This is a genomic window from Peptacetobacter sp. AB845, from assembly GCF_047528295.1.
GTDB lineage: Bacteria > Bacillota > Clostridia > Peptostreptococcales > Peptostreptococcaceae > Peptacetobacter.
The window spans coordinates 19,165-43,718 of sequence record NZ_CP180001.1; the positions used below are offsets into that span (position 1 = coordinate 19,165).

General features: G+C 31.4%; 22 protein-coding genes, 1 tRNA gene and 1 other annotated feature. Of the genes, 1 reads left to right on the forward strand and 22 read right to left on the reverse strand.

Annotated elements, in window-relative coordinates; genetic code table 11:
- Positions 1–31: 31 nt before the first annotated feature.
- From ACK2WO_RS00090 to ACK2WO_RS00110, 5 genes are all read right to left on the reverse strand, one after another.
- On the reverse strand, positions 32–853 hold the full coding sequence (locus ACK2WO_RS00090; RefSeq protein ID WP_414698015.1) for a transporter substrate-binding domain-containing protein: 822 nt from the start codon (positions 851–853) through the stop codon (positions 32–34).
- Positions 854–934: 81 nt separating this feature from the next.
- Entirely contained in the window at positions 935–1,774 is an 840-nt protein-coding gene (locus ACK2WO_RS00095) for a transporter substrate-binding domain-containing protein (RefSeq protein ID WP_414698016.1), read from the reverse strand.
- Between the two features lie 273 nt (positions 1,775–2,047).
- Positions 2,048–2,259: a binding site (T-box leader), on the reverse strand.
- Between the two features lie 71 nt (positions 2,260–2,330).
- Positions 2,331–4,223: an ATP-dependent helicase gene (locus ACK2WO_RS00100; protein ID WP_414698017.1), complete on the reverse strand. Its 1,893-nt coding sequence runs from the start codon at positions 4,221–4,223 to the stop codon at positions 2,331–2,333.
- A 146-nt stretch (positions 4,224–4,369) separates the two neighbouring features.
- The gene (locus tag ACK2WO_RS00105; RefSeq protein ID WP_414698019.1) at positions 4,370–5,953 is read right to left on the reverse strand and encodes a ClC family H(+)/Cl(-) exchange transporter; all 1,584 of its coding nucleotides are present in this window, start codon (positions 5,951–5,953) and stop codon (positions 4,370–4,372) included.
- 188 nt (positions 5,954–6,141) lie between these two features.
- Positions 6,142–6,235 (reverse strand) — tRNA-Ser (locus tag ACK2WO_RS00110).
- A 186-nt stretch (positions 6,236–6,421) separates the two neighbouring features.
- On the opposite strand from ACK2WO_RS00110, the gene ACK2WO_RS00115 reads away from it, so the two are divergent.
- Entirely contained in the window at positions 6,422–7,663 is a 1,242-nt protein-coding gene (locus ACK2WO_RS00115) for an amidohydrolase family protein (protein ID WP_178412391.1), read from the forward strand.
- 84 nt (positions 7,664–7,747) lie between these two features.
- Here ACK2WO_RS00115 and hisJ read toward each other — a convergent pair whose 3' ends face one another.
- The 17 genes from hisJ to ACK2WO_RS00200 form a co-directional block, all read right to left on the reverse strand.
- On the reverse strand, positions 7,748–8,548 hold the full coding sequence (hisJ, locus tag ACK2WO_RS00120; protein WP_414698020.1) for a histidinol-phosphatase HisJ: 801 nt from the start codon (positions 8,546–8,548) through the stop codon (positions 7,748–7,750).
- Positions 8,549–8,575: 27 nt separating this feature from the next.
- Positions 8,576–9,463: a methylenetetrahydrofolate reductase gene (locus ACK2WO_RS00125; RefSeq protein ID WP_414698021.1), complete on the reverse strand. Its 888-nt coding sequence runs from the start codon at positions 9,461–9,463 to the stop codon at positions 8,576–8,578.
- Positions 9,463–10,137, reverse strand: coding sequence for a methylenetetrahydrofolate reductase C-terminal domain-containing protein (locus ACK2WO_RS00130; RefSeq protein WP_414698022.1), 675 nt, complete (start codon positions 10,135–10,137; stop codon positions 9,463–9,465). Before ACK2WO_RS00130 ends, ACK2WO_RS00125 begins: the two co-directional genes overlap by 1 nt.
- 202 nt (positions 10,138–10,339) lie before the next feature.
- Entirely contained in the window at positions 10,340–11,200 is an 861-nt protein-coding gene (locus tag ACK2WO_RS00135) for a bifunctional 5,10-methylenetetrahydrofolate dehydrogenase/5,10-methenyltetrahydrofolate cyclohydrolase (RefSeq protein ID WP_414698023.1), read from the reverse strand.
- A gap of 1 nt (position 11,201) precedes the next feature.
- Entirely contained in the window at positions 11,202–11,834 is a 633-nt protein-coding gene (locus tag ACK2WO_RS00140) for a cyclodeaminase/cyclohydrolase family protein (RefSeq protein ID WP_414698024.1), read from the reverse strand.
- 197 nt (positions 11,835–12,031) lie between these two features.
- Complete coding sequence (locus ACK2WO_RS00145; protein WP_178412397.1) at positions 12,032–12,730, reverse strand: VTT domain-containing protein; 699 nt, start codon at positions 12,728–12,730, stop codon at positions 12,032–12,034.
- A gap of 185 nt (positions 12,731–12,915) precedes the next feature.
- Positions 12,916–14,598, reverse strand: a complete 1,683-nt coding sequence (ilvB, locus tag ACK2WO_RS00150; RefSeq protein ID WP_414698025.1) for a biosynthetic-type acetolactate synthase large subunit — start codon at positions 14,596–14,598, stop codon at positions 12,916–12,918.
- A gap of 19 nt (positions 14,599–14,617) precedes the next feature.
- On the reverse strand, positions 14,618–16,282 hold the full coding sequence (ilvD, locus tag ACK2WO_RS00155; RefSeq protein WP_414698026.1) for a dihydroxy-acid dehydratase: 1,665 nt from the start codon (positions 16,280–16,282) through the stop codon (positions 14,618–14,620).
- Between the two features lie 133 nt (positions 16,283–16,415).
- Positions 16,416–17,432: a ketol-acid reductoisomerase gene (gene ilvC / locus ACK2WO_RS00160; RefSeq protein WP_178411643.1), complete on the reverse strand. Its 1,017-nt coding sequence runs from the start codon at positions 17,430–17,432 to the stop codon at positions 16,416–16,418.
- Positions 17,433–17,506: 74 nt separating this feature from the next.
- A complete protein-coding gene (gene ilvN, locus ACK2WO_RS00165; protein WP_118548610.1) occupies positions 17,507–17,998 on the reverse strand; it encodes an acetolactate synthase small subunit in 492 nt (163 codons plus the stop codon).
- 3 nt (positions 17,999–18,001) lie between these two features.
- A complete protein-coding gene (locus ACK2WO_RS00170) occupies positions 18,002–18,739 on the reverse strand; it encodes a hypothetical protein (RefSeq protein ID WP_414698027.1) in 738 nt (245 codons plus the stop codon).
- A 259-nt stretch (positions 18,740–18,998) separates the two neighbouring features.
- Entirely contained in the window at positions 18,999–19,226 is a 228-nt protein-coding gene (locus ACK2WO_RS00175) for a hypothetical protein (RefSeq protein WP_414697468.1), read from the reverse strand.
- A 90-nt stretch (positions 19,227–19,316) separates the two neighbouring features.
- Complete coding sequence (locus ACK2WO_RS00180) at positions 19,317–20,591, reverse strand: transposase (protein WP_414697469.1); 1,275 nt, start codon at positions 20,589–20,591, stop codon at positions 19,317–19,319.
- Positions 20,592–20,656: 65 nt separating this feature from the next.
- The gene (locus tag ACK2WO_RS00185) at positions 20,657–21,175 is read right to left on the reverse strand and encodes a hypothetical protein (protein WP_414698028.1); all 519 of its coding nucleotides are present in this window, start codon (positions 21,173–21,175) and stop codon (positions 20,657–20,659) included.
- A 15-nt stretch (positions 21,176–21,190) separates the two neighbouring features.
- Positions 21,191–21,706, reverse strand: coding sequence for a YcxB family protein (locus tag ACK2WO_RS00190; RefSeq protein WP_414698029.1), 516 nt, complete (start codon positions 21,704–21,706; stop codon positions 21,191–21,193).
- A gap of 105 nt (positions 21,707–21,811) precedes the next feature.
- Positions 21,812–23,488, reverse strand: coding sequence for a formate--tetrahydrofolate ligase (locus tag ACK2WO_RS00195; protein ID WP_414698030.1), 1,677 nt, complete (start codon positions 23,486–23,488; stop codon positions 21,812–21,814).
- A 159-nt stretch (positions 23,489–23,647) separates the two neighbouring features.
- A complete protein-coding gene (locus tag ACK2WO_RS00200; protein WP_414698031.1) occupies positions 23,648–24,553 on the reverse strand; it encodes a bifunctional enoyl-CoA hydratase/phosphate acetyltransferase in 906 nt (301 codons plus the stop codon).
- Between the last annotated feature and the right edge of the window lies 1 nt (position 24,554).

Below are 24,554 nucleotides of genomic sequence, written 5' to 3' on the forward strand. Positions count from 1 at the left end.
AAGAATTCTTATTCTTTATCGTATTTCTTTATTATTCCTGAGCAGCTAAAGCTGAATTATCTTCTAATGATTTCTGTAAATCGTTAGCTACGAAATCTTTTACTGCTTTATTTATTGCTTCTAAGTATGCTGTGTTGTTTCCTTTTTTAACTGCTATAGCCATGCTTTCTTCTGCGTCACCTTCTGGTAAGTTGAAGCTAGATAATGCTATACCATCTATCTGATTTACATTTATTAAACCAACTGTATCATTAACTATTACTGCATCTACATTTCCGTTTTTAAGTTCCATCATTAAATCTGGCACTGATTCAAGAGATTTTAATCCAGTACATCCTATTTTATTAGCGTATGTTTCCTGTATAGAACCTTTCTGAGCTGCAACTTTCATTGATTTAACCTGATCTTCAGAAGTTATTTTATTTTCTTCACCTTTTCTTACTATAAGTACGTTTGTACCAGTGTAGTATACATCTGAGAAGTCAACATTTTCTTTTCTTTCTGGAGATGGTGACATTCCTGATATAACCATATCAACTTTGTCTGCTTTTAAAGCTCCAACTAATCCATCAAATGTCATTTCTTTTACTTCTACATCTACACCTATTTCTTTTGCTACTGCATTTGCTAAATCAACATCAACACCTGCAACTTTATCTGCTCCGTCTTTTGTTGAATGGAATTCAAATGGTGGATAGTCAGCTGACATAGCTACTACTAATTTACCACTTTCTTTTACTGCATCTAGTTTATCTGCTGCTTCAGAAGATTCTTTTTCTCCTCCGCCACAAGCTACTAAACCTAAAGATAATACCATTGCCATTCCTAAACTTACTAATTTTTTCATTTTCATAATAATTACTCTCCTTCACGTTATAAATTTTTTTATTATTTTTTATTTTAGTCATTATTTAAAATCAGCTTTTATATGTTACTATTTGTTTTCCTGTGTTGCTAAATCTGTATTTTCTTTTAATGATTTTTCAAACTCATTAGTTTTGAAGTTACTTACTGCTTTGTTTATTGCTTCTAAGAAAGCTTTGTTGTTCTCATCCTGTTTTACAGCTGCTGCCATACCTTCTTCAGAATCTCCTGCTGGAAGTTCTAAGTTAGCCTGAACAAGTCCACCCATTTCCTGCATGTTTAATATACCAACTGTATCGTTTACTACTACTGCATCTACATTTCCATTTTTAAGTTCTGTCATTACATCTGGTATAGCTTCAAGAGATTTTATAGAAGTACAGCCAAGTTTTGTTACATATGCTTCCTGTATTGAACCTTTCTGAACTGCTATTTTAAGATTTTTTAATTCATCTACTGATTTTATTTTATCTTCTTCTCCTTCTTTAACTGCTACTATGTTTTTACCAGTGTAGTATAAATCTGTAAAGTCTACACTTTTATCACGTTCTGGTGTTGGAGACATTCCTGAAAGTATGATATCAATTTTATCTGCTTTTAATGCTCCTATAAGTCCATCAAATGTTATTTCTTTGAATTCTGCCTCTACACCTAATTCTTTAGCTATTGCTTCTCCTAGATCTTTGTCAACTCCTGCTATTTGATCTGAGCCACTAGCTGTTGAGTGGAACTCAAATGGTGGGTAGTCTGGGTATATACCTACAACTAATTTTCCACTTTCTTTTACTTGTTCTAATTTGTCTGACGTCGATGAAGTTGAAGCTTCTTTATCTTCTCCTCCACCACAGGCTACTAAGCCTAAAGATAATACCATTGCCATTCCTAAGCTGATTAATTTTTTCATTTTCATATGAAACCACTCCTTTTTTTAATTTTTTCCTTTTGTTTTTTAGTTTTTTTAGTTTTTTGGTATTTTGTCGCCAATCTGAATTGGTAGTTCAGATACAACTGTCCAGTTTTGAGTAATAAAAAAGTCCCTTAGCTAATTTTACTTAGCTAAGAGACGAATCAACCGCGTTACCACTCTTATTGATAGGTTTTAAATACTTGATAGTAATTAGTAAATTCTTTTATATTTCAGCCTTTCGAATTTTGGAAATAAAAAAATCTCTTAGTCCGAAGACTAAGAGACGAATTAACCGCGTTACCACTCTTATTGATAAGTATTTCTACCTACCCTCTCAAACCCTTAAGGCGGGCGACCTGATTCCATACTACTATTTCTGGAACCATCCTCAAAAGTTCTCTTCACTCTATACTTCATTATCGGACTCACACCAAACTCCGACTCGCTGGAAATCCATTATAGGCTACTCTCTTCATCACTGGATTTATTTGTCTTTCAGTTGTTGATTATTATTATACTTTTACTATTTCCTTTTGTCAACAATTTTTTGAAAATTTTTTTACTTCTTTATTTTTACTCTTTTATTTGTATCTTCCATCTCTTTTACAAATCTAGAAACCCGTATTTTTTTTGAATATCTATTTTGTGGTGAGCTTATACAAACATTATTCTTTGCCCTAGTCACAGCAACATACATAAGTCTTCTTTCTTCTTCAATCTGAGAAAATTTCTTTTCTTCATCATCTGTATCGTATGTTTTTTCATGTGGAGAAATTCCTTCACTTGCTCCAATTACATATACATTTTCAAATTCAAGGCCTTTTGCACTGTGCATTGTTGTAAACACAACCCCATCCTGCTGAGAATTTAAAGTATTTTCTTCTGCCTTCTTCTTTATCAACTCAATATGTTCTAAAAATTCTTTTATAGTTTTAAAATTAGCTGCAGAACTTTCAAACTCATTCATTATTTCAATTATTCCAGCAGGTTTTATTTTTCTATTTTGGCAATAATCTAGTATATATCTATCGTAATCTAAAGTAGACCTTATGTATGATATGGCGTATTTTGGCCGCAATGTTTTAATATATCCCATATCTATATCTAGTTCTTCTAAGGTCCTAAGCTGTATCTTTTTTAAATCACAATCAGACATAAGACATCCTAAGAAGTTTTTAGAGGCCTTTGCCTTTGATATAGCCACCTTAGGAATGTATCTAAGAGGTCTATTTATTATTCTCTCCCAATCTAAAGCTCTATTTGGATCTAAAGCCAATTTCAAATACGATATAATATCACAAATTGCCCAATGGCTGTATATTGTTACAACAGAATCCTTTACACTAAACGGAATTCTCATATTCATAAAAACATCTACAAGTGCTCTCGATTGAATATTTGTCCTATATATAACAGCGTATTCACTGTATTCATCGTCATTTTCTTGTACTTTTTTCTGAATTTCTTTTGCTATAAATGTTGCTTCTTCCTCTGGATCATAAGGCTCTATATATCTAACAGAAGCACCTCCTCCAGATGCACATTTTATAGTCTTTTCAAACCTATTTAAATTATTTTTTATAAGATTATTTGATATATCTATTATCTCTTTTTTAGAGCGATAATTTACATCTAAAAATATCTTTTCTGTTCCTTTAAAATACTTTTCAAATTCAAGTAAAAAGTCCGGTCTAGCCCCTCTAAATCCGTAAATACTCTGATCCTCATCTCCAACAGCAAATATATTGTTTAGTGGATTTGCTATCATTCTTATAATCTCAAATTGAACTCTATTTATATCCTGAAACTCATCTATTAGTATATATTTATAAACATTTCTTACAAATTCAAGCCTTTGAGGATACTCTTTTAGCATATAATAAGTTCTTATAAGCATATCGTCAAAGTCTATTTTTCTTGCATTTTCTTTGTATGCCTCATACATAGAATAAACCCTTGTAAAATCATCCTTTGTAAGCACATCAGATTGATACTCTGCTGGATTCATAAGTTCATTCTTTATATATGAAATCTCGGTCATTATCTGAGTAATTGTATCATCGTCATCTGTATTTTCTATTTTTAAATTTTTTACTATATTTTTTATAGCATATCTCTTTTCTTTATCATCTACAATACTTTTAAGCTGTAGGTTCTCAAAATATCTCAGGATTTTAAAAAATACTGAATGGAAAGTTCCGCAAGTTACCTTAGATAATCTAATATCATCAGATATAGCTCTTATCCTATTTTTCATTTCCATAGATGATGCTTTTGTAAAACTTATAGCTAAAATTCTAGCTGCAGGTACATTTTTTTCAAGCACCATATTCGCAATTCTATAGGTTATAACCCTCGTCTTTCCAGAACCAGGACCTGCAAGAACCATGCACGGTCCTTCGATATGCTCTACAGCTTTTAATTGATTTTGATTCAAGCTATCTAAATTCATATTTTTAAGCCCTACTTTCTAAAAAATTTTAATTTCAATTTTATGCACTACATTTCAATTTTTTTAATTGTATATATTACTTTTAATTCTTATCTATTACAATTATTACCCTTTTTATCTGTTTTTATCTATTCTAATTTTAATAATTATTCATTTACAACTGTTAGAGTAGATATACTTTTAAGTTCTTCTAAGACATAAGGAGAATTGTCCTGAGATGTCATAACTGTTATCAAATCTCCATGAATTAGAGTTAAATCTCCTTTTGGGATTATTTCCTTCTCTCCTCTATTTACAGCAACGATTAAAGATGTTTCCGGCCATTTTATATCTTTTATTTTTTTACCGTCAGCCATACAGTCCATGTCAATCGAAACTTCAAGAAGAGTTTTCTGTTTTGAAGTCCCCTTATATTCATTTGCACTGTGTTCTCTTGCAAGAAGCCTATCAAGTAAGCTTTCATATATAGGTTCTCCTTTTAACACATCAGATGTAAGCTGTGCAACTACGCTGACTATTGCTAGAGGTAATAAATGAGCAAGCGATCCTGTCATTTCTGATATTAGTATTATTCCTGTTATAGGTGCTTTTACTATTGCCGCAAAATGTCCTGCCATAGCAAGCACAACAAAATTCATTATATATATACTAGGAATTCCAAGATATCTTATTGATACAAGTCCTACTATATTTCCAACAAGTGCACCAAGAACTAAAAGTGGGAAGAATATCCCCCCAGGAACCCCTGAGCCAAAACAAATAAATGTAAATATAAATTTAACCACTAAAAATATCATAAGTGTTATAAGCATGAAATCTGTGCTCTGAAGCTCCATTATAAGCTCATGTCCACCACCTATAAGTATTGGAGAAATCATTCCTATAATTCCGGTTATAAAGAACGGTATCATTATTTTTACATATCTATTTAATTTACTTTCTTTAAACATTTTCTGAGTTTTTAGTATTCCACTATTGAATATAACACCGCTAATTCCAACAGCTATACCTAATATTATAAGTACCCAGTAGTATTTTATCGGCATTATATTTAACTGATTAAACTTTAAAGATGGTATTATACCAAAGAACTGTTTTGCAACACAATCGGCTGTAAGTGATGCAATCATAGCAGATAATAAAATCATTGGTGAGAAGTTTTTATGAGCCTCCTCAAGTGCAAACATAACACCAGACATAGGTGCATTAAATGCGGCAGAAAGACCTGCACTTGCTCCACAAGTAGTTAAATATACTTCTTCATAATCTGGTTTCTTTCCTTTTTTAGAGAATTCTTCACCTATACAACCACCCATCTGAACAGAAGGGCCTTCTCTCCCTACAGAAAGACCAGCACCAAGACAGATTATTCCACCTACAAATTTATAAAATAATACCTTCATCCGGTTTATACTCAATTTTCTCGAAAGTATTCCCTCTAATTGTGGAATTCCACTCCCTGAAATCATAGGTTCTTTTTTTACAAATTCCGCAACTATAAACGCTGATGCAGCTAGTAGTATAAATACAGCTGGAATCATTAAAATGTTACGGTCTGCATAGCTATAAAGATAATTAAAGAATACAGCCAGTTTTGATGCAAGTATTCTGTAAACAACTATAACAATACCTGTTATTATTCCAACAGCTAACGAATCTAAAATAAGTCTATTTTTTATATTCCTTGTCCTTTGAAATATATCAGAAATTCTAAATCTTTTCCCGTCCATAAATTCACCTCTTGTATTATTATTAAAAAATTTATTCAAATTTTACTTTTGATTATTACTTTACTTGAAATTTACATACTCTATTAGTATATCATAAATTTTCTTAAAAAAAGATTTTGCCACTATTCCAACTATTTTCATTACATATATTTGCATAAAAAAAAGACCTTTTAAAAAGGTCTTAATACTGGCGGAGAAGGAGGGATTCGAACCCTCGCACCGGTGTTACCCAGCCTAAACCCTTAGCAGGGGCTCCTCTTATAGCCTCTTGAGTACTTCTCCGAATACTCTTTATATTCTACCTTAATAAAGTATATTAGTCAATACATTTAAATATAATAATAAATATTCGATACCATTATAAAAAATATATTAATAATTTATTAACATTCTATAATTGAATTGTCTTTTTTTAAGGAGTATAATAAAATTGTAACAATTTTTAAAATTTTAAGGGGGAATTATAATATGATTATCTGCACAAAATATTTAATCACAGGTGATGGTAAGACAGTGCTAGAGGATAAAGCTGTTTTAACTGATGAACAAGGAAAAATTAAAAAAATTTCTACAAAAGAAGATTTAATAGCTAACTTCCCTAATGAAGAAGTTAAAGACTTTGGAAATGCTACTCTACTACCAGGACTTTGTGATATGCATGTCCATTTAGGTTATTATTTCTCTCAACCAGATACTTTTAATTACAATGATCAGTTAATTACTATGTTTGCTGTACAGCATGCACAGTCTGCATTTGAAAGAGGTATAACTTCTGTAAGAGATATGACTTCTGCTAGAAAATTATGCTCAACTATGAAATTAGCTGCTGAAAAAGGTTATTTAGTACTTCCTCGTATAACTCATGTCGACAATGGTATGTGTATGACTGGTGGACATGGATATGATGATGATATAGCTCAGGTTGATGGACCTTGGGAAATAAGAAAAGAAATAAGAAGACAGGTTAGAGATGGCGCAGAATGGGTTAAAGTTCTAACTACTCATAGAAGCCATATACCAGAATTCACTCAAGAAGAATTAGATGCAGCAGTAGACGAATGCCATAGAAGAGGAATAAAATGCGGTGTTCATGCAGGAACTCATCCTGGAATTCAGATGTGTATAGATGCTGGATTTGATACTATAGAACATGGTACTTTCTTAACATTAGAACAGGCAGAACAGATGGCTAAAAATGGTCAGGCTTGGACTCCAACTATAATGGCATATACTTATTTATATGAAGTTTGCAAAGAAACTTTAGAAAAATATAAAGATTCTCCTGCAAATGATATAGTTATGCAGAAAGAATTAGCAAACTATGAATACTTTGAACCAGCTTATAAAGCATATAGAGATAACTTCAAAAAACTTTACGATACAGGTGTTACAGTATTAGCTGGAACAGATATGGTAATGTATGGTTCTCCACTACTTCCTTTAAATAGAGAACTTCAGTACATGGTTGAATACGGTATAACTCCTGTTCAGGCTATACAGACTGCAACAGAAAACCCAGCAAAAGTTTTAGGTGTTTCTGAATTAAGAGGTCTTGTAAAAGAAGGTCTTGATGCGGATTTACTAGTTGTAGAAGGAAATTTAAGTGAAGATATAACTTGCATAAATAATGTTAAATTTGTAGCTCTTGGTGGTAAAAAAGTATTTGAAGATGGTGTTAGATTTGTTGGAACTAACAAAATGTTCATGTAAATTATTTATAAATTAATAGATATATAAAAATGGCTGTCAATAAAATTTGACAGCCTATTTTTATTAATTTTTATATCATTTAGTTTACTTTTCTTTCATTAATTCCATATATTTCTCTTTTGTTACTATAGTTTTTGCTGTATGAGAATCAGATCCAAGCACTGTATTTATTCCATATTCATCAACTAACTCCTTTAAATATCCTGAAATATAAACCTCTCCACAATTCTCTTTTCTAACTCCAGATACATTAAAATCCAGCTCAAACTCTTTTTCTTTTAATAACTCCATTATTTCAACTAATATTTTTTGCTCGCTATAATCGTATTCAAATATTTTACAATACTTCCTAATTAGATTTAAGTGTCCAAATCTCTTTGGCTTATACACTCCTAAATCTGACTCAATCGCCATTTTCACAGTTTCATAATATTTTCTATATAATTTATCTATTCCCCAAAAAGAATTCAATAATTTTTTAAACTCTTCCTCACTATAATCTACACAAGAATATCCATAATCAGCTTTTATCATATGAACAGATAATATTGCATCATCTAGCTTATCTCCATATTTTTCAAGCTTTTTCTTTATTTCATATTCAAAACCTTCTATATAATCAACCTCTGTACCAACATTTATTTTTATTTTATCATTATACTTTTGTTGAATATATTTTGCCTCTTTTAAATAACTCTCAAACTCTTCATCTGTGGGCGCACTATCTTTTTTAGGTGATGGATCTTCAAATCCATCCGGTAACGGAAAATGCTCTGTAAAACTTATTTCATCATATCCATTTTTTAAAGCTATTTCTACGTATTCTTCAAAAGAATCTTTTGTCCCATGTGGGCAATAATGTGAATGTATATGGCAATCTCTCATAGATTTCACCTCAATTTTTTATTTAAATTATCTCTCTATTCCTGCCATTTCTATAATTTTAGGTATATTTTTTTCTGCACCGACAGACATTATATGAACACCATCACATAAATTTTCTTCTTTTAATTGTTTTATAAATTCTGCAGCTATTTTCATTCCTTCTTCTCTATAATTTTCCTTGCCGACTTTTTCCATTCTTTCTATTATATGTTCTGGAACATCCACTCCAGGTATATTTTTATTTAGAAATCTAGCCATTCCTGGTGATTTAAGAGGAATAACTCCTATTAGAACCTTGCATTCAAAGTTTTTAGTTCTATCCCTAAATTCTCTAACTGTCTCTATATCAAAAACGGCCTGAGTCTGGAAAAATTTTGCTCCAGCAGCTATTTTTTTAATCATTTTTATAATTTGAATCTCAATAGGTACAAATCCTGGAGATACTGCAGCACCCATATAAAACTTAGGATGTCCTTTTAATTCATTATGGTTCATATCTCTTCCAAAAGATATATATTCTGCTGCTTTTAAAATATTTATACTGTCTAAATCGAATACATTTTTAGCTTGCGGATGGTCTCCTTTGCTAGTGTGGTCTCCTGTTATAGCAAATAAATTTTCTATACCAAGTATACCAGCAGATAGAAGTTCACCCTGAATTGCTATTCTATTTCTATCTCTCCCTGTCATTTGAAGAACTGGCTCTATTCCATTATCTTTTAAAATCTTGCAAATTACAAGTGATGTAGACCTAACCACAGCTGATTGAAAATCAGTAACATTAACTGCATCGACTTTTCCCTTCAATATTTCTACACACTCCATTATGTGAGAAATATCTGTTCCTTTTGGAGGAGCAATTTCACAAGTTATAGCAAATTTATCACTTTCTAAAACATCTCTCAATCTGCTCATTATCGCTTCCTCCTATCATTTAATTCTTTCATAGTAATATCTCTTTTTCTATTTAATTTAGAGTAGTCTCTTTCATCTCTAACTTTTAATAAATTTTCAAGCTGATTTAATCTTTCTAGTCTTTTATAAATCTTTACCCATGCACAGCTATATTCAGGATTTACCTCACATCTTCCATCCTTGTCAGCACCGCCACATGCTCCATTTAACAATCCTTTTGAACAAGATGTTACTGGGCAAATTCCTCCAGTCCAAGCTAACTGGCAATCTCCACAAGCCCTACACGCCTCCTCATATCTTCCTAACATCTGTACTTCACCTATAAATAAAGTATCATTTGCTGGATATACAGGTTTTTCTTCTAAAACTTTGGCTATTGTCTGTGTTCCATCTCCACAAGCCATAGAAAGAATTGAATCGGTATTTTTGATAATTTCCATAAATTTTTCTAAATCTTTTTTAGTTTTAGAAAGTGTGCATGCTGGATCTAGTATTGTTGTTCCGGTTATAATCTTTCCTTCTTTTTCTAAAAGCTCTTTCATAGCCTGAACCTGTTCTTCTCCACCACTTTTGCAGACTGTCGCACATTTTCCACAACCAATTATAAAAACAGTCTTATCTTCTTTTATAAATTCTTTTATCTCATCAAATGGCTTATTTCCAGAAATAATCATATCCTCAACTCCTTTTTATAATATTTTTTCTTTTTATAGTTTTTAACTTTATTTTATTTTTTAAAATTTCAGTCAATATATATATTTTAATAGTTAAATTTTATTTTGTGTAGTATTTTTATTAAACAAAGGACATAAAAAAATAATATTTAATATAAAAAAAATAACCTGAGTAATTATACACAGGTTATTATATATTGCTTTAATTTATATTGTTTTGTATCTTACATGCTTTTATAACATGCTCAGCAAGTACAGATGTAGTAACAGATCCAACTCCAGCTGGAACAGGAGTAATCATTTTGGCAATTCCTATAGCAGATTCGGTATCCACATCTCCACAAAGATTTCCACTTTCATCTACATTTATACCTACATCTATAACCGTAGCACCTTTTTTTATGTATGACTTATCCACCATTTTAGCTCTACCTATTGCAGCTACAAGTACATCGGCATTTTTAGCTTCTTCAGCTAAATTTTCTGTTTTTGAATGGCATATTGTAACTGTTGCATTTTCTCCCATAAGCATAATAGATACAGGCTTTCCTACTATTAAAGATCTTCCTAAGACTACAACTTTTTTTCCAGATAAATCAACTTCATAATGATTTAAAATTTTCATAACTGCTTCTGGAGTACATGGTGCATAACCATCTTTTTCTCCTTCAAATAGTTTTGCTGAATTTATAGGATTAAAACAGTCCACATCCTTTTTTGCATCTATTATAGACTTAACTTTATTTTCATTTATATTTTTAGGAAGAGGTCTCAAGCATAAAATTCCATTTATATTTTTATCATCATTTAAGTTTTTTATAACTTCTATATATTCCCCTTCTGATACATCTCCTTGCAATACTATATTTTGAACATCTATACCTATTTTAGCACATCTATTCATAGCTCCTCTTTCATAGGACATATCATCAGGATTTTCTCCAATTCTAACTATTGCAAGCTTTGGTACTATATCTAGTTCTTTTAGCTTTTTTGTTTCTTCTATTAAATTTTCTGTTATTCTATCTGCAACTGGCTTACCTTTTATTATCTTTGTATCCATATTATTCCTCCATAATTTCTATTACTCTTTCAAAGACTTGATCGCATATAGCTATTCCATCTTCTACTATTTCATTTACCTCTTTAGAAATCTTGTCGGCATACTCTCTATCTTTCATAGATTTTGTGTTAATCTTTACATTAAGTTTTGAGCCAAGTAGGCATGCTCTTAAACACTGAACACCTACTCCTATATCACTTATAACTATTTTTGACGATTTATCCACTATATCCTCATGTATTTTTATAGCCCTAAAGCAAACTTTAGCTGCTTTATATGGTATTTCGCAAGCTTGCTTTAATACTACTTCCATTCTTTTTGTTTTATATTCTCTTTCTTCTTCTGTCGATGTTGGTAGCCCATAAGTTTGAGATAAAGGCATAAAGCACTCTGCATCTCTATCAACCATAGATAATAGTTCTGCTTCTATTTCCTTAGCTTCTCTTAATAATTCTTTAATCTCATCTTCATATTCTGCGTATTTTTTCTTACCTATTGTAAGATTAGCCACCATATTTCCAAGTGCCACACCTATCGCTCCGACAAAAGCAGCAGCACCACCTCCACCAGGAACTGGCTCTCTTGAAGAAAGAACTTCGATGAATTCTACACAACTTTTATCTACTATATTCAATAATCAGCACCTCTTCTCTTTTTTAATTTTCTAACTTTTTAATCTTGTATTCTATTATATCAATTTAAACACTATACTTAAATATTTTTTATATAAATTTATAATCTTTTCATTTTAGTACTATTTTTTTCAAAAAAGTAAAACACCGAGCTAAAATCTATAACTCGGTGTTATTTTCATAATATTTTCTTTAACCATTAAGCCTTAGCTTTATTCTTTTTATCGTTGTATATCTTCTTGAACATATATATTGCAACTGTAAGTGCAAATAATATCATTAATCCTGTTACAAATAATTTTGCTCCACCAGTAAGCATTCCACCAACATAAGAGTAAACTATTGTAGCTGGTAGCTGTCCTATACCTGTCGCTATAAAGAAAGGCATAAATTTCATTGATGTAAGACCTGCTGCATAACTAACTATATCAAATGACATAAATGGAAGTAATCTACAAACTAATATAGTGTATTTACCATATTTATCAAAGAATTCGTCTATACTGCTTATAGCCATTTTACTTGTAAGTTTTTCAACAACATCTCTACCTAAAAACTTAGCTATAAAGAAACATAGCGCTGCCCCTGCCATAGCACTTGACCAAGATAGGATTGCACCCCATACCCAACCAAATAAGGCTGCATTGGCAAATGTTATTAAAAATGCAGGAAGTGGTGCCGCTACTGACTGAAGTAGCATAAGTAGGAATGAAATTATTGGAGCCCAAATTCCAAACGATAGTATGTATTGTTTTATTGATTCCAAATCTAAACTAGATAAGTAAAATACCATCTGATTTACAAATGTTTTTACAGGTGTTACAAAGAAATAGATAGCAAATACTAATAATACCGCACCTACTCTTGTGATTAATTTTTTCTTATTTTCTTTAGTCATTATATATTCCCTTCTACATATAAATTTTTTAATCTTGCTCTATACCTTTAATAATACTATAGTAATTGTATTTTGGTTTATACATTTTGTCTATGATATATATAAGTAATATTTATATTATCTATGATATATGTTTTTAGATTAATTTTCAAATTAATTGTAGAATGAAATAAAGTTAATTACTTTTATAAATCATCTTGATCAAAAGTATCATTAAGACTTTTTCCAGGGGCAACCATAGGAAATACCTTGTCATCTTCTTGTATCATACATTCAATAACAAAAGGTCCATTATATGAATCTGCTTCTAAAAGTGCTTTTTCTAATTCGTCCATTCTTGTAACTCTTACTGCTTTACATCCAAGTCCTTCTGCAACCTTACAAAAATCAACCCGATCATCAAGAACTGTATCCGAATATCTTCCCTCATAGAAAAATGTCTGCCACTGTCTAACCATACCAAGAACCTTATTATTAAGTATAACCTGTATCATCGGAACATTGTATCTTGAAGCTGTTGCAAGCTCATTCATGTTCATTCTAAAGCATCCATCTCCTGCTATATTTATAACTCTTGATTTTGGATTTCCATATTTTGCTCCTATAGCTGCACCTAAACCATATCCCATTGTTCCAAGTCCGCCACTACTTACAAACTGTCTTGGATTTTTATAATGGAAGTACTGTGCAGCCCACATCTGATTTTGCCCAACTTCTGTACATATTATTGTATTATCATCAAAGCACTCTTCTATTTTTTCTATTACATATGGGCCTGTAAGCACATTTTTATTATATTTCATTGGATATTTATCTTTAAGATTTTCTATTTCTTCCATCCATTCTTTACGTTCTTGTTTTTTTAACATAAGATTTAGCTTTTCAAGTATATATTTTGCATCTCCTGTTATTCCAAGATCTACAAGTATATTTTTATTTATTTCCGCTTCATCTATATCTATATGTATTATTTTTGCTTTAGATGCAAATCCCGCTGAATTTCCAATTACCCTATCACTAAATCTAGTTCCTATAGCTATTAGAAGGTCACATTCTGCTACTCCAAGGTTACTAGCTTTTGTTCCATGCATCCCTAGCATACCTGTATATCTTTTGCTTTTTCCATCAAAAGCACCTTTTCCCATAAGCGAATCAGCAACAGGCGCATCTATCTTTTCTGCAAATATTTTTAACTCATTAGATGCATTAGAAGCTTTAATACCTCCACCTACAAATATAAATGGCTTTTTACTTTCTTCTATAAGTTTAACTGCCTCTTCAAGATTTTCTTGATAGTTTTCTTCATTATATAATAGTAAATTATTTGAATTTGTATCTATCTCTTCTTTTTCGTATTCTCCATATCCCGCTGTTACATCTTTAGTTATATCTATAACTACAGGCCCAGGTCTTCCCTCTCTAGCTATTTTAAAGGCTTTTCTTATTGCAGGAGCAAGGTCTTCAATTTTTTTTACTATGAAGTTATGCTTTGTTATTGGCATTGTAATTCCTGTAATATCTATTTCTTGAAAACTATCTTTTCCAAGAAATGAAAGTCCAACATTTACAGTTATTGCAACAATAGGAATTGAATCCATAAATGCAGTTGCAATTCCTGTTACAAGATTTGTAGCACCAGGTCCACTTGTTGCCATACAAACGCCTACTTTTCCAGTAGATTTAGCATATCCATCTGCTGCATGAGATGCCCCTTGTTCATGAGATGTAAGTATTGACTGTATTTTATCCTTATATTTATATAAACTATCGTATATTTCAAGTATTGCCCCTCCAGGATAACCAAATACTGTCTCAACTCCCTGTTCTAAAAGGCATTCCATTACCATATCTGCTCCTTTAAGCCTCATATATTTTCACCATCCTCTTTTATTTTACTTTAAGGACTGCACCAGTATTTGCCGAAGTAACCATTGAAGCGTATTTTTTTAGATAACCGCTCACATTCTGAGTTTTTGGTACAAATCCATTTCTTCTTTCTTCAAGTTCCTCATCTGAAACAAGAAGCTCTATACTATTATTTTCTATATCTATATCTATCATATCTCCGTCTTTTACAAATGCTATTGTCCCACCAAGTGCTGCCTCTGGTGATACATGCCCTATAGATGCACCTCTTGTAGCTCCAGAAAATCTTCCGTCAGTTATAAGAGCTACATCTTTATCAAGTCCCATGCCAGCTATTTCTGATGTTGGAGAAAGCATTTCTCTCATTCCTGGTCCACCTTTTGGACCTTCATATCTTATTACAACTACATCTCCAGATTTGATTTTTCCTGCTCTGATTGCTTCTATCGCACTTTCTTCACCGTCAAATACTTTTGCAGGTCCTTTATGTTTCATCATTTCTGGCGCCACTGCTGATTTTTTCACAACACAACTATCAGGAGCAAGATTTCCTTTTAATACAGCTATTCCTCCTGTTTTACTGTATGGATTTTCAACTGGTCTTATTACACTCGTATCAAGATTTTCGCATTCTTTTATATTTTCTCCAACATTAAATCCTGTAACTGTCATACATTCCTTATCTAATATTCCTAGCTTATCAAGCTCATTCATTACCGCATATACTCCACCAGCTTCATTAAGATCCTCCATAAAAGTATCTCCAGCAGGGGCAAGATGACAAAGATTAGGAGTTTTCCGACTTATTTCATTAGCTATTTCAAGATTAAGATTAACCCCTGCTTCGTACGCTATTGCCGGAAGATGAAGCATTGAGTTTGTAGAACATCCAAGTGCCATATCAACAGCCATTGCATTTCTAAACGCACTTTCTGTCATTATATCTGAAGGTTTTATATCTTTTTCAACAAGCTCCATTATTTTCATACCAGCATGTTTTGCAAGTCTTATTCTTTCACTATAAACTGCTGGTATTGTTCCATTTCCTTTAAGTCCCATTCCAAGAGCTTCTGTTAAGCAATTCATTGAGTTTGCAGTATACATACCAGAACAAGAGCCACATGTAGGACAAGCTTTTTCTTCAAATTCTTTTAATTTATCCATGCTCATTTTTCCTGCATTGTACTCACCTACAGCCTCAAAAAGTGTTGATAGACAAGTTTTCTTTCCATCAAGTTTTCTTCCTGCAAGCATTGGACCCCCACTTACAAATATTGTCGGTATATCTAGTCTTGCTGCTGCCATAAGAAGTCCAGGAACATTTTTATCACAGTTTGGAATCATTACAAGTCCGTCAAATTGATGTGCTCTTGCAAGACACTCAGTACTATCACATACTAGTTCTCTTGTAACAAGTGAATATCTCATTCCTGTGTGATTCATAGCTATTCCGTCACATACCGCTATTGCAGGAACTTCAACCGGTGTTCCACCTGCCATATATATACCTTTTTTAACAGCCTCGGCTATTTTATCAAGATTCATGTGTCCTGGAACTATTTCATTATATGAATTAACTACACCTATTATCGGTCTATTAAGTTCCTCCTCAGTCATACCAAGTGCGTTGAAAAGAGATCTATGAGGAGCTCTTTCCACTCCTTTTTTCACATTATTACTTTTCATATTTTCCTCCTATATTCTTACATCTATAAGGCTAATGATTTTTAATCATTGCTTTTGCCCCTATAAAAGATACTTATTATTTTTATTATTCAGGCAGACATACATTTTAGTCTGCCTGAATAATATATATTAATTAGTTGTTTATTAATTTATCTTCATCTGACCAACTGTATAATTTTCTTATTTCTTTACCTACTTTTTCAGAACCATGTTCTGCCGCAAGTTTTCTCATTGCTTTGAAATGAGCCTGTCCACCAGCTTCTGACATTTCAAGAAGGAATTCTCTTGCAAAACTTCCATCCTGTATATCTTTTAATATTTTTTTCATAGAAGCTTTTGTTTCATCTGTTATTATTTTAGGACCAGTTACATAATCTCCATACTCAGCTGTATTAGATATTGAATATCTCATTCCCTCAAATCCTGACTGGTATATAAGGTCAACTATTAATTTCATTTCGTGTACACATTCGAAGTATGCATTTTCAGGATCATATCCTGCTTCTACTAAAGTGTCGTATCCCGCCTGCATTAGTGCACATACACCACCACATAATACAGCCTGTTCTCCAAATAAGTCTGTTTCTGTTTCTGTTTTAAATGTTGTTTCAAGAAGACCTGCTTTTGCTCCACCTATTGCAGCTCCGTAAGCAAGTGCTAATTCTTTTGCATTTCCGGTAGCATCCTGTTCTACAGCTACAAGACAAGGAGTTCCTTTGCCTGCACAATATTCACTTCTTACCGTATGACCTGGTGCCTTTGGTGCTATCATTGTTACATCTACACCTTCTGGTGGAACTACCTGTCCAAAATGTATATTGAATCCATGAGCAAACATAAGCATGTTTCCTTTTTCAAGATTTGGTTCTATTTCATTTTTATAAAGTTTTGCCTGTAATTCATCATTTATAAGTATCATAACTATATCTGCTTTTTTAGCTGCTTCAGCAGAAGTGTATACTTCAAATCCCTGTTCTTCAGCTTTTTTCCAAGATTTAGATCCTTCATAAAGTCCTACTATTACATTTACACCGCTGTCTCTAAGATTTAATGCATGTGCATGTCCTTGTGAACCATACCCTATTATTGCTACTGTTTTTCCTTCTAATAATTTCTGATTACATTCTTCCATATAATATATTTTTGCCATTTTCCTATCTCCTTTTTATCATTTATTGTTTTTTATTTATTTATTTTTATTTATTTTATTTTTATTTATTGATTTTAATTCCGGTATTCGCATCCTCTTTTGATTGCCGATAAACCTGTTCTCACTATTTCCATAATTTCGAATTCTTTGAGAAGTTCTATAAATCCATCTATTTTAACGCTATCACCAGTAGCTTCTACAACCATAGAGTCTTTTGATACATCTACCACTTTTGCTCTAAATATTTTAGCTACAGCAGATACTGCCTCTCTTTTAGTACAATCTGCTTTTATCTTTATCATAACAAGTTCTCTTAAAACAGATTTTTCAGGTTCAAGAATATCTACTTCTAAAATATCCTCTAGTTTTTTTACTTGTTTTTTTATCTGTTCAAGAGTTTGTGGCTCACCTTGAGCAACAACAGTAAGTCTTGATAAACCTTTATTTTCAGCTATCCCCGCCGATATGCTAAGAATACTATATCCTCTTCGTGCAAATAATCCACTGATTCTTGTAAGAACACCTGCATCATCCCTTGCCAGTATAGATAAAACTAGTTTTCTCATATCCTACCCTTCTTTCTTTAATATTCTGAATATTGAATTTAAATACTGTATACATCTTAAAATATACAGTATATCCCACTTTTTTATAAAAAAATAAAGTTGCTTCCACTCTATCAGCATATTTAATACATGCCAATTCAGTAGAAGCAACTTCTCATTATCTGTAATTACGTGAATAAAATCATCCACAATAATTCCATCTACTTTTTTTAAATTTCTGTACATCAATTTCCTATACATCCATTCAGTATGATTTATATAAATATCAAGTGCATTTTCTATAAACATCGAGTTCAGATTTTTTATCAGTTTACTGTTTTTATCCTCTCCCAATGTATCATTAAGCACCTCATATACATCTATTGCATAATCGATTTTTTTACTCGCAAAACTATATGGTAAATCATCATTGATTACCACACCATCATTTTTGTTTGATAGAGTTTTCACAAGATTAATCTTCTCTACTGCTTTTTTAATTTCATATTTACTTTTATTGAAAACTATCTCTTTCTGACGTATTGCTATTGAATTACATATGTAAATTATAGCTATACCTGAAATTATTATTGAATCAAAAATTCTTATTATTATACAAGCTCTTTCCTGTATGACAATGTTAATTATTGATTCCTTTGGTATGAGATTATCCTCAATAATTAGTCCTGAAATTTCATGATCCGCACAAGTACGGTTTTCTATTTTTATTATGTCTATTATGTTGTACTTGCGCTGTTTCATTTCCTTTACCTCCCTTTTTCTTAGTATAATGTATACTTATTTTTATAATTTTATATCTAACCTTTTTTTAATGGCGCATTTTTTTCTTGCTTTATATAATATCTTTTTCCGAAAATTTAGTCAACACTTTTTTCTGTAAAATTTAAATTTTCTGATAAAAAAATATTTTTCCATTTATGGAAAAATTATTAAAATATAAAAAAATACTGCCACAGAACACCTTTAAAAGGTGTTCTTGTGACAGTACCTTTACTGACACCTAACGGTCGTCAGTTTTTTTGTATTCAAATTTAGCTCCACAATTAGGACAAATTAATTCTGGCATATTTTTTTCATTTAGCGAAGCTATCGCTCCTGATGAAAAGAATGCATCTTGTCTTAATTCTTCTACTATAAATTCTGGTACTCCTTTTTCAAATCCACAAGACTTACATTCATAATTATATAACTTTTGTCCTTTACTCATTTCTTCTAATTCTTTTAACATACTATTTCTCCTAATAATTTTAATTACACTAATTATACACTATTATTTATATTTGAGTATAGCAAAGCTAGCCTATTTATTAATAGACTTTTAAAATAATTCTATTTGTGTTGTTGTATTCAAAGAAATTTCTTTTTCTATAATTTCTTCGTAGATTATTCTTTTATAATTTGATTTATCTAGTGCATTATATATTAATCCATATTTATAATGCCATATTTCCCATAGAATCATGTCTTTTCCACAATTTTTACAAATATAAGGATTTACTCCAAATGATTCTATCAATCTATCTTTAAAATTTTTCTTTACTGTATTCTTCTTTTTTATCAGCTTAGATATATTTCTGTGTCTCATAAAGTTATATAACTTCAATATTTCTATGCTTAATTTATTTTTTATTCTTGAATATAGACCGTATCTTCTTGCAACTCTAAAACCCTTCGGGTGAATATGTTGGGTTATTTTACCTATAAATTCTAATACATTTACAGTTATTTCTCTTTTTTCCTTAGGTTTTTTGTTTTCATACCAGTAAGTTACATTTTTTCCATCGTAATTAATTATTCTATATTCAGCGATAGCTGGTCTAGCCAAATATCTACCTATATATTGAGTTGCCTGTTTTATATTAGTTAAACGTCTTTCTGCATTTACATAGAATTCTTTCTTATATAGCTTATTTATCAAATTTTTAGTTTTTCTATCGCTAAAATTGTTTTTTATTATATCTAGTACCAACTTTCGCCATACCTTTTTCATATATGTATATGGTATGAAATCTAATTTTTTGAACCACTTATTATTTCTATCTATTCCACCTTCGGTGTATAAGGCGTGTATATGAGGATTCCATTTTAAATCTCCACCAAAGGTGTGTACTACAGCAATTACCCCTAATTCATAATTTCCCTTTGTTTTATTTTTATGAAAACTATCTAATACCTCATATGTAGCATCTTGTAAATCTTTTAAAAGCTCTCGCTTTCTGTAGAAATAAACTCTCAACTCCTCCGGAATTGTGAAAACTGCATGTCTATGAGAAACATCAAGCATATTTTCTACCTGTTTTTCTGCCCATTCCATAGAATATTTTCTTCCACACTTTGTACAAAACTTACTTTTACAAGTGAACCCTTGGATATACTCTTCTCCACAGTCTATACATTTGTGTTTTATATATCCGTTCTCTATATTTCCACAATTTAAAGCCTTTATTACAGTATTTTCTATCTGATCTCTCATTTCTCTTCTAACTTTATTCCAATATTTTAGTTTGAATTCTTCAAAGTGATTTTTTAATATTTTCTTAATGATTTTTTCATCTTTTTGTTTCTTCAATACATTCATATTACTATTGTACATAAGTTTTCCACAATTTTAAATTATTATAATTTCCTTAGGAATAAAAAAATAGAGGCTTATTGCCTCTATTTCATTCCTCTTGCTGTATAAATTAAATCTTCTACAGTATCAAAATCTCCATATGTAAATCCGTCTTTTTTAAATGTAACTGCATAATCTTTATTAAAAACTAAAACAACTACATTCTTTCCTCTTCCCATTTTTTTAATCTTTCTATACTTTAATTCAGATTTTAATCCATTCTGATTATTTAGTACTAAATGGTCTTTGTAGAAATCTATTTTTAATTTTATCTCATCTGTACCATTTTCTTCTACAACTTTTTTAAAACTTTTTGAACCAAGTACACTATAAGATATAAATAATTCCCATACAAGCATAACAAGTCCAAATATTGCAAATGCTAGTCCATAGGCAATAGCTCCTGTAAATGCTCCATAACCACCTACCACTATCAATATTAAACTAAGTGCTACACTTACAGTTTTTATTTTTCTATTTGTAGAAAGTTTTACAGATTCTACATAATCCTCTTTTGTTATGTAGCTAGTATTTCTAGCTTTTATTACTTCTGATTTAGCCAATTTAATTTCCCCCAACTACGCTTTTTTACTAATATTTTCTTTTACTATTGGTATAAGTAAGTCTTTTAAATCTTCTAAAGTTCCTTCTTTAAATCCATCTTTTTTAATTAACATAATTACATTTTTGCCAAAAATTATAATAAGCTTGTCCTCTGTTTCCTTTATCATCTGCATATCTGAATATTTTAGTTTTATCATTTTTGAGTTGCTAGTTATCATTTCTGCATGATTGTTGAAAAAGTTTACATTCTGAACCATGTCTTTTCCACCCTGAGCCTGTAATTTTGCTTTATACTGGCTTTTTCCCATTTTTCTAGGTAGATAATAGAATCTCCAGACAAGTATACCTATTGCAAGAAGTATTGATGCTACAGCTGCTATAGTTTTACCTCTATTTAACCCATAGAACCCCATAGCTATACCTAGCACTCCAAACCCTATACTCATTATAGAATAGATTTTTGGAATACCAAATTTCATAACTTCTATCATATCTTTTTCACTTATTTCATTTCTAGTTCTAATTGTCATTCTTTCACCTCTTTTTGCATAGTATAGTATATTATAACACAAAAAATCCCCGAATTTTAAAAAATCCGGGGAATCTATTAAACAATCTAAAAATCAAATTTTAAACTAGAATAGTCCTGATATTACTCCGTTTTCATCAACATCTATTCTTTCTGCTGCTGGAACTTTTGGAAGTCCTGGCATCTTCATTATAGCACCAGTAAGTGCTACTATGAATCCTGCACCTGCTGATACAGTTAAATCTCTAACTGTTATTCTGAATCCTTCTGGTCTACCAAGTTTAGTCTGGTCATCAGTTAATGAGTACTGAGTTTTTGCCATACATATTGGTAATTTGTTGAATCCTAATCTTTCAAATTTAGCTATTTCTTTTTCAGCTTCCTTAGTGAAGTCTACACCATCAGCTCCATATATTTTAGTTGCTATTGCATTTATTTTTTCTTTTATTGATAGGTCTTCATCGTAGCAGTACTGGAAGTTATTTTCTTCTTCATCTATTAATCTTAGTACTTCTTTAGCTACTTCGATTCCACCTTCTCCACCTTTTGCCCAAACTTCAGATAATGCAACATTTACACCTAATTCTTTACATTTATCTTCAACTAATTTAAGCTCAGCTTCTGTATCCATTGGGAATCTGTTTATAGCAACAACTGCTGGTAATCCGAATACTTTAGTTATGTTTTCTACGTGTTTTAATAAGTTTGGAAGACCTTTTTCAAGAGCTTCTAAGTTTTCTTCATTTAACTGATCTTTAGCTACACCACCGTTGTATTTTAATGCTCTTATTGTAGCAACTATTATAACAGCATCTGGTTTTAAGTCAGCCATTCTACATTTTATATCTATGAATTTTTCAGCACCTAGGTCAGCACCAAATCCAGCTTCAGTTAATACGTAATCTGAGAAATGCATAGCCATTTTTGTAGCTATAACAGAGTTACATCCGTGAGCTATATTAGCGAATGGTCCACCGTGTACAAATGCTGGTGTTCCTTCTAATGTCTGAACTAAGTTTGGTTTTAATGCGTCTTTTAATAATGCAGCCATAGCTCCATTAGCTTTTAATTCTCTAGCTGTTACAGGCTGTCCATCGTAGTTGTAAGCAACTATTATGTCACCTAATCTTTCTTTTAAGTCAGCTATATCATTTGCTAAACAGAACGCAGCCATTACTTCTGAAGCAACTGTTATATCGAATCCATCCTCTCTTGTTACACCGTCTACTCTTCTTCCTAATCCGTCTACAACATTTCTAAGCTGTCTGTCGTTCATGTCGACACATCTTCTCCAAGTTATGCTTCTTGTATCTATGTTAAGAGCATTTCCCTGATGTATGTGGTTGTCAAGCATTGCAGCTAATAAGTTGTTTGCTGCTCCTATTGCGTGGAAGTCACCTGTGAAATGAAGGTTTATATCTTCCATTGGAACTACCTGTGCATATCCTCCACCTGCAGCTCCACCTTTTATACCGAAAACTGGTCCTAGTGATGGTTCTCTAAGAGCAACTAATGCATTTTTTCCTAATCTTGAAAATGCATCTGCAACACCTATTGTTGTAGTTGTTTTACCTTCTCCTGCTGGAGTAGGGTTTATTGCTGTTGCAAGTATTAATTTAGCTTTTTTCCCTGTATCTCTTTTTAATAAGTTGTAGTCAACTTTAGCTTTATATTTTCCGTAAAGTTCTATATCGTCTTCTGAAAGACCAACTTTTTTAGCAACCTCTCTTATGTCTAAAGGTTTAGCTTCCTGTGCTATTTCGATATCAGATTTGAATCCCATGTTAATTCCCTCCAACTAATAATTTTGATTTTATAGATAAAAATATTTTTTTACGTTTCCTATATTTAGATTATATTCAAAAACACGAATAATTTCAAGTATTTTTTCAAAATCATTCTTGTTATTATATTTAAAATCATTCTCCCATTTATTGTTGTTCTATTTTGCTGCTATTGCTCCATAAGCTATAGAGTATAATTTTGACTCATGTGTGTCAGCTCTTGAAACAAGTACAACTGGAGCCTTTGCACCCATAATTATACCTGCAGATTTAGCATTTGCCATATATGTAAGTACCTTTCCTATTCCATTTCCTGTTTCTATATTTGGAACAAGTAAAATATCAGCATCTCCGCCTACTTCACTTTCATATCCCTTTATTTTACAAGCTTCCTCTGACACAGCTAAATCAAATGCTATCGGCCCTTCCACAATAGCACCTTTTCCGAACATTCCATCTTTACACATAGTTTTTAGTTCGTCTGCATCTAATGTTGCCTGCATCTTAGGATTTACCTTTTCTTTAGCTGCTAGGCAAGCAACTTTTACAGTATCTATTCCTAGTGATTTTGCAGCTTTTATAGCATTATCTACTATTTTCTTTTTCTGAGATACATCTGGATTTATATTCATTCCACCATCAGTAAGTATTAAAAGCTTATGATAAGAAGGCACTTCATAAATCATAACATGACTTAGCAAACTATCAGTTCTAAGTCCATATTCTTTATTTAATACCTCTTTTAAAATTATTGACGTATCTAATAGTCCCTTCATAACATAATCTGCTTTTCCTGATGATACTAGCTTTACTGCTTTTTCAGCACATAGCTTTAAATCGCATTCATTTATAACTTCTACATCAGTTAAATCGAATTTGATTTCATTAGCTATTTTTCTAATTTTATCCTCTTCACCTATAAGAATTGCTTTTATTATATTCATCTCACAGGCATCTTTAACAGCTAATAAAACTTCTTCATCATGTGCAGCTGCTACAGAAAGAACTGCTTTTTCATTACACGATTTTAGCTCATTAAAAATATCGTCTAATTTTTTTATCATA